We start from the raw sequence: 15,799 nt of genomic DNA, 5'->3' as shown, positions 1-15,799 counted from the left end.
AGCGAAGCAGGCACATCGCGCGCGGCACGGCAGGCTCATTCCCGCCGGCCGCAACGCGCGTTCCTCTGGATCCTAGACACCGAGCAGGTCGTGCAGCACGGGCATCTTGGCGTCGAGTTCGGCAACGCCGAACTGCTCGACGATATGGCCGTGTTCCATCACGTAGAAGCGGTCGGCAAGCGGCGCCGCAAAGCGGAAGTTCTGCTCGACCATGACGATCGTGTAGCCGCGCGACTTGAGCATGAGTATCATGCGCGCGAGCGCCTGCACGATCACGGGCGCGAGGCCTTCGGAGATCTCGTCGAGCAGGAGCAGGTTCGCCCCCGTGCGCAGGATGCGCGCCACGGCCAGCATCTGCTGCTCGCCTCCCGAAAGCCGCGTGCCCTGGCTGTGGCGCCGCTCAGCGAGATTGGGAAACATGGCGTAGATCTCGTCGAGCGACATGCCCGGCGCGTTCGCGTTGACCTGCGGCGGCAGCAGCAGGTTTTCCTCGCACGAGAGGCTCGCGAAGATGGCGCGCTCTTCGGGGCAATAGCCCACGCCGCAGTGTGCGATGCGATAGGTGGGCATCTGGATGGTTTCGCGGCCGCCGATGCGGATCGAACCCGTGCGGCGCCCCGTGAGACCCATGATGGCGCGCAGCGTCGTGGTGCGCCCCGCCCCATTGCGTCCGAGCAGCGTGACCACCTCGCCGCGCCCGACCGTGATATCCACGCCGTGCAGAATGTGCGATTCCCCGTACCACGCCTGCAATCCCGCAATCGCGAGCGCGGGCTCGCCGGACGCCGCGGCGCCCTCGGTCACCGGTTCTTTTTCCGTCACCGTGCTCATGCGTGGGCTCCTGCCAGGGCCGCATCCGCGCTGCCCATATAGGCCTCCGTCACGAGCGGATTCTTCGATACTTCGGCGTAGCTGCCTTCGGCCAGCACCTCGCCGCGTTGCAGGACGGTGATCGTGTCGGAGATGCCCGCGATCACGTTCATGTTGTGTTCGACCATCAGGATCGTGCGGCCGCTCGATACCTTCTTGATGAGCGCCGTCACACGGTCCACGTCTTCGTGGCCCATCCCCTGGGTCGGCTCGTCGAGCAGCATCAGTTCGGGCTCCATCGCGAGCGTCGTGGCGATTTCGAGCGCGCGCTTGCGTCCATAGGCCAGCTCGACGGTGGGCACGTCCGCGAAATCGGTGAGGCCCACCTGGGTGAGCAGATCCATGGCGCGGTCGTCCAGTTCGGCGAGCGTGCGCTCGCTCTTCCAGAAGTGATAGGCGGTGCCGAGCGCGCGTTGCAGCCCCACCCGCACGTTCTGCAGCGCCGTGAGATGCGGAAACACCGCCGAGATCTGGAACGAGCGGATGATGCCGCGCCGCGCGATCTGCGCGGGCCGCTCGTGCGTGATGTCGATGCCGTTGAAGACGATGCGCCCGTCGCTCGGTTCGAGGAATTTGGTGAGCAGGTTGAAGCAAGTGGTCTTGCCTGCCCCATTGGGTCCGATCAGCGCGTGTATCGTGCCGCGGCACACGCGCAGGTTCACTCCATTCACGGCCGTGAAGCCTTTGAACTGTTTGGTGAGGCCGCGGGTTTCCAGAATCGTGTCGCCGAGAATCATGTCCCCTTCCACGCGATGTAATGGCTAGCTACGCACGTTGTTCGCGCGAGCCGCCGCACGAATGCCGACAGCGGCGGGTGCATGTGCTTTTCAGCATCGCTGGAAGCGTCTCCACACCAACCGTTTCCGCGCATTGTCTCGCCAATGATGCACCGCAATCATTGGGATTTGCACTTAGGGTTCGTGGCCGCCGGGGCGCTCTGTGACAGCGCGGGGATGGCAGCCGTTCGACGCACGATGAATGCGCGATCACGACACATTGCCGGTGCGTTCGCGAAGACAGTCAACGCGTTCAGGAGCTTGGGATGAGCGACGGCGCGCGCGCCCGGAACCCCGGGTGCGCGTCCTGGATAGTGCGCTGCGCCGACCGTGTTTCAGCGCATCGGTCAGCTCACGGTCAACGGTGCAGCGGCATCGACGCTCGGGCGTGCGCTCGCGCCTTCTTTACGGTCGGCGCGCATCATGGCCGCGGCGCGTTCGGCAATCATCAGCGTCGGCGAATTCGTATTGCCCGATGTAATAAACGGCATCACCGATGCATCCACCACGCGCAGCCCCTCCACTCCGCGCACGCGCAGGCGCGAATCCACCACGGCGTCGGCATCGTCGGCGCGGCCCATGCGGCAGGTGCCCACCGGATGGAAGATCGTCGTGCCGATGTTGCCCGCCGCCTCGCGCAGCTGCGCCTCGGTCTGGAACGCCATGCCCGGCAGGATTTCCTCGGGCCGGTAGCGTGCGAGCGCCGCCGAGCCCGCAATGCGCCGCGTGAGGCGCAGCGCGTTCGCGGCCACGCGCCGGTCGTGATCGGTGGAAAGGTAGTTGGGCGCGATCGCGGGCGCCGCTGCGGGATCGGCGCTGGCGATGTGAATGCTGCCGCGCGACGTGGGCCGCAGGTTGCACACCGAGGCCGTGAAGGCGTTGAAACGGTGCAGCGGTTCGCCGAAGCGGTCGAGCGAGAGCGGCTGCACGTGATATTCGAGGTCGGGACGCGTGAGCGCCGGGTCGTCGGGGTCGGACTTCGCGAAGGCGCCGAGCTGGGACGGCGCCATCGACATCGGCCCGCTCTGGAAGAGCGCGTATTGCAGGCCGATCATGAGCTTGCCCCACCAGTGCGCGGAAGCCGTGTTGAGCGTGCGCACGCCGTTCACGCGATACGCCATGCGCAGTTGCAGATGGTCCTGCAGGTTCTCGCCCACGCCGCGCAGATCCTGCACGACCGGAATGCCGAGGTCCGCGAGCCGCCCTCCCTCGCCGATGCCGGAAAGCTCGAGCAATTGCGGCGAGTTCACCGCGCCCGCACAGAGGATCACTTCGCCGCGCGCACGCGCCACGTAATCGACGCCGCCTCCCCGGTATTCGACCCCCACGCAGCGCTTGCCTTCGAAGATCACGCGTTCGGTGAGCGCGCCGGTCACGGTGGTGAGATTCGGCCGCTTCATCGCTGCGCGCAAAAACGCCTTCGATGCGTTCCAGCGCACGCCGCGCTTCTGGTTCACGTCGAAATAGCCGACACCGCTGTTGTCGCCGCGATTGAAGTCGTCGGTAGCGGCAATGCCCTGTTCCGTGGCCGCCTCGGCGAACGATTCGAGGATCTTCCACTTGAGGCGCTGCTTCTCCACGCGCCATTCGCCGCCCGAGCCGTGGAATGCGTTCGCGCCGCCGTGATAGTCCTCGCTGCGCCGGAACACGGGCAGCACGGCGTCCCACGACCACGACGAATCGCCGGTCACGCGCGCCCAGGCGTCGTAGTCCTCGCGCTGGCCGCGCATATAGATCATGCCGTTGATCGACGACGATCCGCCCAGCACGCGCCCGCGCGGATACGCCAGCGCGCGCCCGTTCAGGCCCGCTTCCGCCTGCGTTTTATAGAGCCAGTCGGTGCGCGGATTGCCGATGCAGTAGAGGTAGCCGACGGGGATGTGAATCCAGTGGTAGTCGTCCTGGCCGCCCGCTTCGAGCAGCAGCACGGAGACGTCCGGATCTTCGGTGAGACGGTTGGCGAGCACGCAGCCCGCCGTGCCGGCCCCGACGATCACATAATCGAACTCGCCTTCGAGGCGACGCGAGGACGATCGTCCTTCCGAGGGTTCCTGGGTCGCGGGCATGGTTGTCTCCTGCTCGATGGCCTGACTGGGTTCGGCCTGATTGTTCTGGCGTTTCTGGTGCGGGTGACGCGATTGCGCGTCGCCCTCACCCTTTATTACGTTCTACTACGCATGACGATTCCGCCCACTCACTTCGCGACGGGCATCGTGAATTCGGCGCCCTTCGCGATGCTGTCCGGCCAGCGCTGCATGATGCTCTTGTAGCGCGTGTAGAAGCGCACGCCTTCTTCGCCATACGCATGGTGATCGCCGAACAGCGAACGCTTCCAGCCGCCGAACGAGTGCCATGCCATGGGCACCGGAATCGGCACGTTGATCCCCACCATGCCCACCTTGATCTGGCGCGAGAACGCCCGCGCGACGCCGCCGTCCGAGGTGAAGAGCGACACGCCGTTGGCGAACTCGTGGCGATTGATCAACTCGACCGCGCTCGCGAAGTCGGGCACGCGGACGACCGAAAGCACCGGGCCGAAGATCTCTTCCTTATAGATCGTCATATCGGTCTTCACATCGTCGAACAGCGTGCCGCCGAGGAAAAAACCGTCCTCGTGACCGTCGACCGCATGCGTGCGGCCGTCCACCACGAGTTTCGCGCCCGCGCTCACGCCGGCGTCGATATAACCCTTCACTTTCGCGCGATGCGCGCCCGTGACGAGCGGGCCCATTTCGGACGCGCTGTCCATGCCGTTGCCGATCTTCAGCGCCTTCACGCGCGGCGTGAGACGCTCGACGAGTTCGTCGGCGATATGGCCCACGGCCACGGCCACCGAAATCGCCATGCAGCGCTCGCCCGCCGAACCGTAGGCCGCGCCGATCAGCGCATCGACGGCCTGGTCGAGGTCGGCGTCCGGCATCACGACGAGGTGGTTCTTGGCGCCGCCGAGCGCCTGCACGCGCTTGCCGTGCTTCGTGCCTTCCGTATAGATGTATTCGGCGATCGGCGTGGAGCCGACGAACGAGAGCGCGGTGACGTCGGGATGCGCGAGAAGCGCGTCCACGGCCACCTTGTCGCCGTGCACGACGTTGAAAACGCCGTCGGGCAGGCCCGCTTCCTTGAGCAGTTCGGCGAGGCGCAACGACGCCGAGGGATCGCGCTCGGAAGGCTTCAACACGAAGGTATTGCCGCACGCGAGCGCCACCGGAAACATCCAGCACGGCACCATCATCGGGAAGTTGAACGGCGTGATGCCGGCCACGACGCCAAGCGGCTGGCGCAGGTTCCAGTTGTCGATCCCGCCGCCGATCTGGTCGGTGAAATCGGTCTTCAGCAGATTCGGAATGCCGCACGCGAATTCGACGATCTCGATGCCGCGCATCACCTCGCCCTTCGCGTCCGAAAACACCTTGCCGTGCTCGCGCGTGATGAGTTCGGCGAGTTCGTCGTGGTGCTGGTCGAGCAGATCCTTGAACTTGAAGAGAATGCGCGCGCGCTTGATGGGCGGCATCTCGCTCCATGCGGGGAATGCCGCGTTCGCCGCCGCGACGGCGGCATCGACTTCGGCGACGGTGGCGAGCGGCACGCGCACGCTCACTTTGCCGGTGGCCGGGTTGAAGACGTCGCCATAACGCTCGCCCGTGCCGCTTTGCGGCCGGCCGTCGACGTAGTGCGTCAGCGTGCGCACGGCCGCGTCGTTCAGATGTGTCTCGCCCATGTGTGCCTCTTTTGTCGGTTCGTCTGAATCCCGCCTGAATCGTCTGAATCTCAAAAGGAAGCGTAATCGCCAATACGCACGCCGATCCAATGATTAATGCTCAATAGCGATATAAGGCGGGTTAATATCACGAGATGGACCTGACCTTGCTCCGCGCCTTCGTCACGGTCGCCCGCGAGGGCAATCTCACGCGCGCGGCCGGGCACCTGCATCTGACGCAGCCCGCCGTGAGCCTGCAGATCAAGCACCTCCAGGAGACGCTGGGCGTCGCGCTCTTCACGCGCACCTCGCACGGCCTCGCGCTCACGCGCGACGGCCAGGCGCTGCTGCCGCATGCCGAACGGGCGCTCGCCGCCGCCGGCGACGTGCAGCGCGCCGCTGCTGCGCTGCGCCACGAAGTGCGCGGGCGCTTGCGCATCGGCACGATCCTCGATCCCGCGTTTCTGCGCCTCGGCGGCTTCCTGCGGCAACTGGTGGAAAACTGGCCGCGGATCGAAACGGCGCTGCGCCATGGCATGTCGGGCTGGGTGCTCGACCAGGTGCGGGCCCGCGAGCTCGACGTGGGCTACTACATCGGCCAGCCAGGCCCGGATGCGGCGACCTTCCACACCATCACGCTCACGCGCTTCCAGTACCGGGTGCTGGCGCCCGCCGGCTGGAAGGACCGCGTGAAAGGCGCGCGCGACTGGCGCTCGCTCGCCGCGCTCCCCTGGATCTGGACGCCGCCCGCCTCCGCGCACAACCGGCTCCTCACGCACCTGTTCGAAGCGGCGAACGCGAAGCCCGTCAAGGTCGCCGAGGTGGACCAGGAGCCGTCGATGCTCGATCTCGTGAAGTCGGGCGTCGGGCTCACGCTGGCGCGCGACGCCACTGCGATCGCCGAAGCTCACGCGCACGCGCTCACCATCGTGGAAGGCGTGACGGTGCCCACCGAACTCACCTTCATCACCCTCGATTCGCGCCGCGACGAACCGGCCATCGCGGCCGCGCTCAAGGCCATCGAGACCCAATGGGCGATATGAGCGCCGCTCATGAGGGCGACGCGCCACGGCAAGGCGGCAACCGGCGCGGTGTAACAGCGCGGTCACGCAAGTTTTGCTAGATTCGAATTTCGCCCGCGCGAATCGTACTGCCGCTGCATCCCAGGCGGCCTCACGAGCCATATCGCAACCCCGCAACCCCGCAACCCGGGCGCCGCGCGGCGAGCGTGGAGCCTCGCTCGCCAGAGCGCCTCCGCCCCCCTTCGTATCCCCGACAGACAGGAGCTTGCATGGCCCGCAACATCGAAATCAAAGCCCGCGCCCGCGAATTCGACGCGCTGCGCGAGCGCGCCGCCCAGATCGCCCCCGACGCTCCGCTGATCTTTCGCCAGCAGGACTTCTTCTACGACGTCCCGCGCGGCCGCCTCAAGCTGCGCCAGTTCGACGACGGCACGCCGCCCGAGCTGATCTTCTACCAGCGCGACGACCGCGACGGCCCGAAGGCCTCCTACTACACGCGCAGCCCGGTGACCAACGCCGAGGCCATGCATTCGCTCCTCGCCACGGCGCTGACCACGCGCGGCATCGTCTCGAAGGAGCGCCACGTGTACCTCGTGGGCCGCACGCGCATCCATCTGGACCGCGTGGACGGCCTGGGCGATTTCGTCGAGCTCGAAGTGGTGCTGGGCCCCGACGACGACGAACAGGGCGGCGAGGCCGAAGCCCATGCGATGTTCAAGAAGCTCGGCGTGGAGGAAAGCGACCTGGTGGCGCTCGCCTATGTCGATCTGCTCAACACGCCGGTCGCGGCTTGAGTTCCAGGCACCCGAGATAACCCGAAGTCAGGGCGCGCTCGCGCCCGGCTCCAGGTGAGAGAGCGGCAGCGGCCCGTTGCGCTTGAACGTGGTGAGCACGATGTTCGAGCGCACGCTGTCCACGCCGGGCACGCGCATCAGCTTCTTCATGACGAACGACGACAGCGCGTTCAGATCCGGCGCCACGATACGCAGCAGATAATCGGCGTCGCCCACCACCGCATGGCATTCGAGCACTTCGGGCAGCACGTCGATCTGCTGCTGGAACTGCTCGATGATCGAGTCGCCGTGATGCTTGAGCTTCAGGCTCGTGAACGCGGTGACGCCCAGGCCCAGCTTCTCGGGCCGCAACACGACGCGATACCCGTCGATCACCCCCGAAGCTTCGAGGCGCTGCAAGCGCCTGCCGATCTGCGAAGGCGAAAGCGGCACCTGCTCGCCCAGTTGCTGGTGCGTAGCGCGGCCAAAGCGCTGCAGGACGTCCAGCAGCGCGAGATCGAAGTGATCGAGTTCAAGCATGAATGAAATTCGCATCGATTCCGTATTTGATGCGTGATTATTGCATATTGAAACCTCACGGCGTCCAATACGCGCACATGCCGCGCGCCTCCCGCTCTACACTTGCATCTCCGTAATCGTATTGAGTGGAGCGTTACAAACATGGCCGCCGCTGCCGCCACCGCGAAGCTGCAGGAGCAGTTCGACGCCGGGCTGGAGACCCGTCCCGATTTCACGATCGACCAGCCGCTCGCCCGCTACGGCGCCGTCGATCACGCCGTCTGGGACCAGCTGTACCGCCGGCAGACCACCCTCCTCGCGGGCCGCGCGAGCGATGCCTTTCTCGCGGGTGCGGAAAACATCGGGTTGAACGTCGCGCACGTGCCGTCGTTCGAGGCCGTGAGCGCGCGCCTGATGCCGGCCACGGGCTGGCGCATCGTGGCAGTGCCGGGCCTCGTTCCCGACCGCATTTTCTTCGAACACCTTGCTAACCGGCGCTTTCCGGTGACCTGGTGGATGCGCCGACCGGACCAGCTCGACTATCTGCAGGAGCCGGACTGCTTCCACGATCTGTTCGGCCACGTGCCGCTCCTCACCGACCCGGTCTTCGCCGATGCCATCCACGCTTACGGCCGGGCGGCGCTCGCCGCGCACGAGCGCGACCCGCGCGCGCTCACGCTGCTCGCGAGGCTCTACTGGTACACGGTGGAATTCGGCCTGATGCACGAGGCGGGCGCACCGGATGGCGTGAAGATCTACGGCGCGGGCATCGTCTCCAGCAAGGGCGAATCGCTCTACAGCGTGGAAAGCGAGGCGCCCAACCGCATCGCCTTCGATCTCGACCGGGTGCTGCGCACGCGCTATCGCATCGACACGTTCCAGAAGACCTATTTCGTGATCGAGTCGTTCGAGCAGCTTTTCGAAGCGCTGGGCGATGGGGTCGCCGCACGTCTGGCCGATCCGGCTGCGCTGCTCGATGCGTCACCGTTCGGCGCCGGCGACGTTCTCGCAGACGATACGGTCCTCACGCGCGGCACGGGCGCAGGCTGGCTGGAAGACGGGGACATCTAGGCGCCAGGTCGTTGCATCGCGAGGCAACGTCACGAGAAGCATCGAACGCCGGACGCTGCGGGCTCGCCTGCCCGCCTGTCCGCTTCGCTCGCACCCCGGCGCCATCCGTGAAAAAATGACTGATCGGCCCCGATAACCCGCACCGGGCCCGCATCACGACAGGTGTAGACATGATCAACCGACTCACATCCGAAGAACGCGCCACCCAACTCGCCGAACTGCATGGCTGGCAGGCCGTGGCCGGGCGCGACGCCATCCAGCGCAGCTTCCGCTTCGCCGACTTCAACGAAGCCTTCGGCTTCATGACGCGCGTGGCCATCAAGGCCGAACAGATGAACCATCATCCCGAGTGGTTCAACGTCTATAACCGCGTCGAGATCACGCTCTCCACCCACGACGCCAACGGCCTCACTTCGCGTGACATCGCGCTCGCGCGCTTCATCGACTCGATCGCGCCCGGGCCGCTCAGCGTGTGAGCCAAAACCCGGATTTGAAAGCATAATGCAGGGTGTCAGGCGTCCAAACCTTCAGGGTTGAAGGCCGTTCATGAGGGATACGTAAGACTCCCATGCCGTGCGAGCGGCGGGGTCCAAACGTTCAGGTGATATGGCGTTCTGACGCTGTACAATCAGCAGCGCATACGGCTTGGAGAGCGCGCTAGCCTCCTTGCACAACGTGAGTTCATCGCCGCTCGAAGGCGAGCGGTTGCGCCAGAAGTTAATCGCGGCTTCGAGTTCGGTGATCGAAATATCGGACATGTTAGTCGTGACTCGCGCAGCCCTCGCACGCTTCGCATGTAGCGCAGCTCAGCCGCTGTGCAATTCCGGGAGACCGGCAGCGCTTGGCGAACTGCGTGCCTGAAACGCTAAACCCATTGTACTTGAGCGAATCCCATGCGACTCCTTCTGATCGAAGACGACCGCCCCATCGCACGCGGTATCCAGTCCAGCCTCGAACAAGCCGGCTTCACGGTCGACATGGTCCACGACGGCATCTTTGCCGAACAGGCTCTCACGCAGAATCGCCATGAACTCGTGATTCTCGATCTGGGCCTGCCCGGCATCGACGGCATGACGCTGCTCTCGCGCTTCCGTCAAAGCAACCGGCATACGCCCGTCATCGTGCTCACCGCGCGCGACGAACTGAACGACCGCGTTCAGGGCCTCAACTCGGGCGCCGACGACTACATGCTCAAGCCGTTCGAGCCCGCCGAGCTCGAGGCGCGCATCCGCGCCGTGATGCGCCGCAGCGGACCGCACGGCGACGTGCCGCGTCCCGAAGTGTCGCTGGGCGGCGTGCGCCTGTCGGGCGTCGATCGCCGCATCTTCAACGACGACAAGCCGCTCGAACTCTCGCCGCGCGAATTCGCGGTGCTCGAAATGCTGCTGCTGCGTCACGGCCGCGTCGTCAGCAAGGCCCAGTTGCAGGACCACCTCACGCACTTCGGCGGCGATCTGGGCGACACCGCGATCGAAGTGTATGTGCACCGCGTGCGCAAGAAGCTCGAAAACTGCCGCGTGGAAATCGTCACGGTGCGCGGCTTCGGCTACCTGCTGCAGGAAATCCGCCAGGCCGCCTGACGCAGACCGAGACCGGCAGACCAGCGGATGGGGGGCCGGGGCCGGCACGTGCCCCCGCCCCGCCCTTCCTGCCGCGCGGGCGGCCGCCCGCGTACAATGAATGGATCCAGCCGCATGGCACGCCATGCGGTGACGCGCCGCGCGCAAACGATCCATTCCTGGTCCAACATCATCATGTCTCATCCGGCCGCAAACAGTCTGCGCCGTACGCTGCTGCGCCGCCTGGCCGCCCCGTTGTCCCTGCTCGCGCTGATGAGCGGCCTGATCGCCTACTGGCTCGCGTGGCAATACACGCAGAACGTGGTTGACCGCTCGCTCGCCGACCTCGCCACGGCCATTTCCAGGCAGATCCAGATCGCCGGCACCGACGCGCCCATCACCGTGCCGCCGCTCGCGCAGGCCATGTTCTCCGACCCGATCGAGCACCTCGTCTATCGCATCAGCGACGGCGAGTCGGAGATCGCCGGCGACCACGATCTGCCGCTTCAGGGCACGAACGTGCGCCGCATGCACTTCGCTTATGTCTTCGAAACCGTGTATCAGGGTGTGACCGTGCGTGTTGCGCAGGTGCGCGTGCCGCAGGCGAGCGGCAATCCCATCGTGGTCGAGGTGGGGCAGCCCGTGCATCATCGCCTGCGCATCGCCGCGGAATTTCTCATCGCCATCATGATGCCGCTGCTGCTCTTGCTGCTGGCCGGCTGGGTGATCGTGTGGCGCGTGGTGAACCAGCAGCTCAACCCGCTCAGCGATCTCGCCGATTCGCTGAACCGCCAGACCCACACCTCGCTCGAGCCGGTGGACGAAACCTATGTGCCGGTCGAGATCCGTCCGCTCACCGGCGCATTGAACGCGCTGCTCGGCCGCCTAAAGACCGCGCTCGAAGGCCAGCGCAAGTTCATCGCCGACGCCGCGCACCAGCTGCGCACGCCGCTCACCGCCGTGAAGCTGCACGCCGAGCAGGCGGCCAACGCGCGCGAACCGCAGCAGGTGACCAACGCCGTGCGCGAGTTGCGCGCTGCCGCCGATCGCGCCGTGCGGCTGTCCAATCAGCTGCTCTCGCTCGCGCGCGCCGAACCGGGCGAACAGGCCGCGCGCTTCGTCGAAATCGACATGGCCGCACTCGCCTTCGAGACCGGCGCCGAATGGGTGCCGCGTGCGCTTGCGAGCCACGTCGATCTCGGCTTCCAGCGCCTCGATGCCCCCGAGAACGACCGGCCGCTGATGGTGCGCGGCAACCCGGTGCTGCTGCATGAAGTAATCGCGAACCTGCTCGACAACGCGCTCAAGTACGTGCCGCCCGCGCGGGTCGACGGCGGGCGCATCACGGTCACGGTCACGCAGGCGATCGCCGATGGCGTCCCGATGGCCGAGATCATCGTCGAAGACAATGGACGCGGTGTGCCGCTCGCGCAGCAGACCGACCTGTTCAAGCGCTTTTTCCGCGGCGACGGTCAGAGCGAAAGCGGCGTCGATAGCGGCGCGGGCCTGGGTCTCGCGATCGTCCACGACATCATGGCGCTCCATCGCGGCAGCGTGCATTACGAAGACGCGCCGGAAGGCGGCGCGCGCTTCATCGTGCGCGTGCCGCTTATGGGTCGTCGCATCGAGGCAGCAAGCCCAGGCGCAAGCGCTGCCGAAAAACACGAGCCGCGGACCACCACGCAGTCGAAGAAGGCCGCCAATCAGGCGCCCGTGGATCTGTAGCGCACGCCCGCAATCTGTGCGCCAAGCAACAAGGGCCGCACGTCGAAGTGCGGCCCTTGTTCGTTTTGCAGCAGTTTTGCAGCAGGTTGTGCGCCTTGCCTGCGCTCACTTCTTTTTCTTGCCCTTCTCCGCTTTCCCGGACTTCGCCGCCTTCTTGCCCTTCTCTTTGTCCTTCTCCTTCTCGGGCGCCGCGAGCATCGTACCGCGGCACTTGCGCGCGCCGCATCGGCATTCGTATTCGCGCTTGAGCTTGCGCGTCTGCTTCGCGTCGATCACGAGACCGTAGTCGTAAAACAGCTCCTCGCCCTCCGCGATATCGCGCAGCGCGTGAATGTACACGTGACCGTCGATCTCTTCGGCTTCGCAGTTCGGCGCGCACGAGTGATTGATCCAGCGTGCGTTGTTGCCGTTCACCTTGCCGTCGATCACACCGCCTTCGTCGAGCGCGAAATAGAACGTGTGATTCGGTTCGTCCGGATTGTGCGGATGGCGCCGCAGCGCCTCCTTCCAGGAGATGCGCTCGCCCTTGTATTCGATCAGGCGCACGCCCGCTTCGATCGGCATCGCCGCAAACACGCCCTTACCGTGCACGCCGGACTGACGTACCACGATCTTGCGTCCACTCATTGAGAATCCTTGTGATGTACGGGGGAGACCCTCCCGGCTGAGGCGAACGGCATTCACGCAACGCGACGATCGACAGCGCCGCGTTGCCTGTGCGTCTCCCTACGCAAACGCGGCGCCCTGAAGGCGCCGCGCGCGTGCCACGCCCGGGCGCGCCACAACTCGAATCGTACACGCTCGCGGCGTCTTCGTTCAACTTGTCGACGCGGTGTGTCGAGTCGTATGCCGCGTGTGCCGCGTGCCACCTCATACGATGCACGCCGCCAAGCGACGATCAACGCTGCCCGATCTTCGTCTCGCCAAAGAGGCTTTTCTGATCGCGCGGCTGCGAGCGCCAGTATTGCGGCGGCGCGTTCACGCTGGCGCCGAGCTGCGCCGCAGCGTGCCACGGCCAGCGCGGATCGTAGAGCATCGCACGCGCCATGGCGATCAGATCGGCGTCGCCGTCGGCAATCACCTGATTGGCCTGCAACGGATCGGTGATGAGGCCCACCGCGATCGTGACCATGCCCGTGGCCTCTTTCACCTTGCGCGCGAACGGCACCTGATAACCGGGGTCGAGCGGAATCTTCTGCAGCGGCGAAACGCCGCCCGAGGATACGTCGATCCAGTCCGCGCCGCGCGCCTTGAGGGCTTCGGCGAACGCGACGGTATCGTCGGGCGTCCAGCCGCCTTCGACCCAATCGGTCGCCGACACGCGCACCCCCACCGGACGATCTTCCGGAAACTCCGCGCGGACGATATCAAACACTTCCAGCGGAAAACGCATGCGGTTTTCGCGCGAGCCGCCATATTCGTCGCTGCGTTGATTCGCAATCGGCGAGAGAAACTGGTGCAGCAGATAACCGTGCGCGGCATGCAGTTCGATCGCATCGATGCCAAGCCGTGCCGCCCGGCGCGCCGACGCCCTGAACGCTTCGCGAATGCGATTGAGGCCGGCCACGTCGAGTGCGAGCGGCGGCGGTTCGTCCTCCTTGTGCGGGAGCGCCGAGGGTGCCCAGGGCAGCCAGCCGCCTTCGGCCACCGGAATCAGTTGACCGCCTTCCCAGGGCACATGGCTCGACGCCTTGCGCCCCGCATGCGAGAGCTGCATGGCAACGCGGATCGGCGAATGGCGACGGATAGCGGCGAGCACGGGCGCGAGCGCCTCTTCGGTCACGTCGTCCCACAAGCCGAGATCGCCCGGCGTGATGCGTCCATCCGGTTCCACCGCGGTGGCCTCGATGCACAGCATCGCCGCACCGGAAAGCGCGAGATGTCCAAGATGAATCATGTGCCAGTCGTTGGCTTCGCCGCGAACGGCCGAATACTGGCACATGGGCGAGACGACGATGCGATTGGCGAGCGTCATGCCGCGCAACGCGAGCGGAGTAAAGAGCGGGCTCATGGGAGATATCGCGAACGGGACAAGGAGCGTTCGAGAATAGCACGCAGACTTTTCGCGCGCAGACGCGCGGCCAAAGCCACGTGGACGGACCAAAGCGGGCTTCGATTGCGCCGCCCGCGCGACGCTGTTTCAGAGAGGCTTAAGGCTGCGCAGGCGTATCGACGGCATCGAGCCATTCGCCGAACATGCGGCTCGCCTGCTCTTCCAGACGTGGGCCGAGGCGCGCCGTATCCGCGCGCAAGGCATTGATGTCGACGCCCGCATGGGCGATCTCGGCCGCGTGCCCGATCAGCCAGGGCTCGAAACGATCGGCACGGACTTCGGGATGGCACTGGAGCGCGAGCACGTGCTTGCCCCATGCAAAGGCCTGGTTTTCGCAAACCGGCGTCGACGCGAGGCGCGTAGCGCCCTGGGGCAGATCGAAGGTATCGCCATGCCAGTGCAGCATGGAAGTGGCTTGGCCGTCCAGGTGACGGACCGGCGACGCACGGCCGGCATCGGTGAGCGTGAGCAGCGACCAGCCGATCTCGGCCTGCTGCGCCGCGTAGACGCGCGCGCCGAGCACGCGTGCGATCAACTGCGCTCCGAGGCAAATGCCGAGCGTCGGGAGACCGGCAGCAATGCGCTTTTCGATGAGGGCCGCAAGCGGTCCGAGCGTGGGATAACGGGCGTCGTCGCAGGCATTGATCGGGCCGCCGAGAATCACCATCAGCGAAGCCGAAACAGGATTAAGCGCATGCAGGCGCGCAAAGCCGACATCGAGGTAGCGCACGAGCCGGCCGCGCTCGCCGAGCACGCGCTCGAAGCTGCCGAGGTCCTCGAAATACACATGGCGGACAGCCAATACTTCGCGATTCATCGACGCTTTCCAGTTCGGCGAGGCTTGTCGGCCAGAAAAAACGGACGCGCCGGCGGCAGTGCGCTACCGGCGCGCGGCGGCGCCCGCTCATCGGAGCGAACGGCCGCAGGTCGCAGGAATTACGCCGCGAAGATCTTCCAGTTCTTCTTCTGCGTCGTCGCGTCGGCCTGTTCGTACACCGAACAATCGAGACGCAGATCGGTATCGGTCATGTCGATCCCGAGCAGCTTGCAGTGATGCGGCACCTTCTTCGGGTTCTTGCTGACCTCGAAGTGCGAGCAGGTGAGGCACATCCGGTGCTGCGGAATGGCTTCCTGGACTTCGAGCTGATAAACCGTCTTGAGGAGCGTGCGGTAGAACGTCGCCTGCTCGTCGCCACGCAGCGTGCCGACCGCCTTCGCGAGAAAGTCCGGCCATTGCGCCGCCTTCTTCGCCGCCGTGCGGCCACGCGACGTGAGGCGCACCGCGAGGGCGCGGCCGTCGTCGAGCGCGCGGCGCTTTTCCACCAGACCCTTGGTCTCGAGCGTGCTCACCGCGTCGCTGGTCGTCGCGGCAGTCAGCGCCGTCTCCCGTGCGATCTCGCCGAGGCGCATCGGCCCCTTGCGCTGCATCAGCAGCACGAGAATTTCGCCCTGGGTCGGCGTGAGTCCCGCCCCTTCGGCCCAGTCCCATGCCTGGCTCCGCATCGCCGTGCTGAGTCGCAGCAGGCTATGGGTCACCCGCCCGGCTGCCTGCTCTCCATATACGCCTTCGCTCATAGTCTTTCGCTGGTTATTGGCAGCTTGCGCTGCGTCGTCGGCCGCCGCATAGGCCAACGGACTTGTGGGAAACCTGCGTCCGGTATTCCGGATCGCAAACCATCTCAAAAAATTACTGCTTCTTCCCACCGCTTGGCTGGTGGTTTCGACAGTCATTTT

16 protein-coding genes are annotated in these 15,799 nt (G+C 65.8%); 6 read left to right on the top strand and 10 right to left on the bottom strand.

The window, feature by feature from the left end; all coding sequences use genetic code 11:
- Positions 1-72 precede the first annotated feature (72 nt).
- From U5760_RS07905 to U5760_RS07890, 4 genes are all read right to left on the bottom strand, one after another.
- A complete protein-coding gene (locus U5760_RS07905) occupies positions 73-831 on the bottom strand; it encodes an ABC transporter ATP-binding protein (RefSeq protein ID WP_322010839.1) in 759 nt (252 codons plus the stop codon).
- The gene (locus tag U5760_RS07900) at positions 828-1,607 is read right to left on the bottom strand and encodes an ABC transporter ATP-binding protein (protein WP_322010838.1); all 780 of its coding nucleotides are present in this window, start codon (positions 1,605-1,607) and stop codon (positions 828-830) included. The genes U5760_RS07905 and U5760_RS07900 overlap by 4 nt, the downstream gene beginning before the upstream one ends.
- A gap of 386 nt (positions 1,608-1,993) precedes the next feature.
- Entirely contained in the window at positions 1,994-3,712 is a 1,719-nt protein-coding gene (locus tag U5760_RS07895; RefSeq protein WP_322010836.1) for a GMC family oxidoreductase, read from the bottom strand.
- Between the two features lie 128 nt (positions 3,713-3,840).
- The gene (locus U5760_RS07890) at positions 3,841-5,364 is read right to left on the bottom strand and encodes a CoA-acylating methylmalonate-semialdehyde dehydrogenase (protein WP_322010834.1); all 1,524 of its coding nucleotides are present in this window, start codon (positions 5,362-5,364) and stop codon (positions 3,841-3,843) included.
- A gap of 134 nt (positions 5,365-5,498) precedes the next feature.
- Between U5760_RS07890 and U5760_RS07885 the strand changes: the two genes are divergently transcribed.
- Positions 5,499-6,386 (top strand): LysR family transcriptional regulator, encoded by an 888-nt coding sequence (locus U5760_RS07885; protein ID WP_322010832.1) that lies wholly within the window; start codon positions 5,499-5,501, stop codon positions 6,384-6,386.
- A gap of 248 nt (positions 6,387-6,634) precedes the next feature.
- Positions 6,635-7,159 carry a class IV adenylate cyclase gene (locus tag U5760_RS07880; protein WP_322010831.1) on the top strand — a complete coding sequence of 175 codons (525 nt, stop codon included), beginning with the start codon at positions 6,635-6,637 and terminating at the stop codon, positions 7,157-7,159.
- Between the two features lie 27 nt (positions 7,160-7,186).
- On the opposite strand, the gene U5760_RS07875 is transcribed toward U5760_RS07880, so the two are convergent.
- Positions 7,187-7,678, bottom strand: a complete 492-nt coding sequence (locus tag U5760_RS07875) for an Lrp/AsnC family transcriptional regulator (RefSeq protein WP_322010830.1) — start codon at positions 7,676-7,678, stop codon at positions 7,187-7,189.
- A gap of 141 nt (positions 7,679-7,819) precedes the next feature.
- On the opposite strand from U5760_RS07875, the gene phhA reads away from it, so the two are divergent.
- Positions 7,820-8,728, top strand: a complete 909-nt coding sequence (gene phhA / locus U5760_RS07870; RefSeq protein ID WP_322010829.1) for a phenylalanine 4-monooxygenase — start codon at positions 7,820-7,822, stop codon at positions 8,726-8,728.
- Between the two features lie 152 nt (positions 8,729-8,880).
- Positions 8,881-9,204, top strand: coding sequence for a 4a-hydroxytetrahydrobiopterin dehydratase (locus U5760_RS07865; RefSeq protein WP_322011083.1), 324 nt, complete (start codon positions 8,881-8,883; stop codon positions 9,202-9,204).
- A gap of 51 nt (positions 9,205-9,255) precedes the next feature.
- Here the strand turns inward: U5760_RS07865 and U5760_RS07860 are convergent, their stop codons facing one another.
- On the bottom strand, positions 9,256-9,486 hold the full coding sequence (locus tag U5760_RS07860) for a DUF3717 domain-containing protein (protein WP_322010828.1): 231 nt from the start codon (positions 9,484-9,486) through the stop codon (positions 9,256-9,258).
- A 135-nt stretch (positions 9,487-9,621) separates the two neighbouring features.
- On the opposite strand from U5760_RS07860, the gene U5760_RS07855 reads away from it, so the two are divergent.
- Entirely contained in the window at positions 9,622-10,308 is a 687-nt protein-coding gene (locus U5760_RS07855) for a response regulator transcription factor (RefSeq protein WP_027815974.1), read from the top strand.
- 174 nt (positions 10,309-10,482) lie between these two features.
- The gene (locus U5760_RS07850; RefSeq protein WP_322011082.1) at positions 10,483-12,012 is read left to right on the top strand and encodes a sensor histidine kinase; all 1,530 of its coding nucleotides are present in this window, start codon (positions 10,483-10,485) and stop codon (positions 12,010-12,012) included.
- Between the two features lie 105 nt (positions 12,013-12,117).
- Here the strand turns inward: U5760_RS07850 and U5760_RS07845 are convergent, their stop codons facing one another.
- The 4 genes from U5760_RS07845 to U5760_RS07830 all read right to left on the bottom strand — a co-directional run bounded on the left by U5760_RS07845 (position 12,118) and on the right by U5760_RS07830 (position 15,640).
- The gene (locus U5760_RS07845; RefSeq protein WP_322010826.1) at positions 12,118-12,639 is read right to left on the bottom strand and encodes an SET domain-containing protein; all 522 of its coding nucleotides are present in this window, start codon (positions 12,637-12,639) and stop codon (positions 12,118-12,120) included.
- Positions 12,640-12,910: 271 nt separating this feature from the next.
- Positions 12,911-14,023: an NADH:flavin oxidoreductase/NADH oxidase gene (locus U5760_RS07840; protein WP_322010824.1), complete on the bottom strand. Its 1,113-nt coding sequence runs from the start codon at positions 14,021-14,023 to the stop codon at positions 12,911-12,913.
- 139 nt (positions 14,024-14,162) lie between these two features.
- The gene (locus tag U5760_RS07835; RefSeq protein WP_322010822.1) at positions 14,163-14,882 is read right to left on the bottom strand and encodes a glutamine amidotransferase; all 720 of its coding nucleotides are present in this window, start codon (positions 14,880-14,882) and stop codon (positions 14,163-14,165) included.
- Positions 14,883-15,001: 119 nt separating this feature from the next.
- Positions 15,002-15,640: a MarR family winged helix-turn-helix transcriptional regulator gene (locus U5760_RS07830; protein WP_322010820.1), complete on the bottom strand. Its 639-nt coding sequence runs from the start codon at positions 15,638-15,640 to the stop codon at positions 15,002-15,004.
- Positions 15,641-15,799: the final 159 nt, after the last annotated feature.

The organism is Paraburkholderia sp. J12 (assembly GCF_905220215.1).
Lineage (GTDB): Bacteria > Pseudomonadota > Gammaproteobacteria > Burkholderiales > Burkholderiaceae > Paraburkholderia.
Note: the sequence above shows the minus strand (reverse complement) of the source record. Positions and strands in the feature narration are given on the sequence as shown.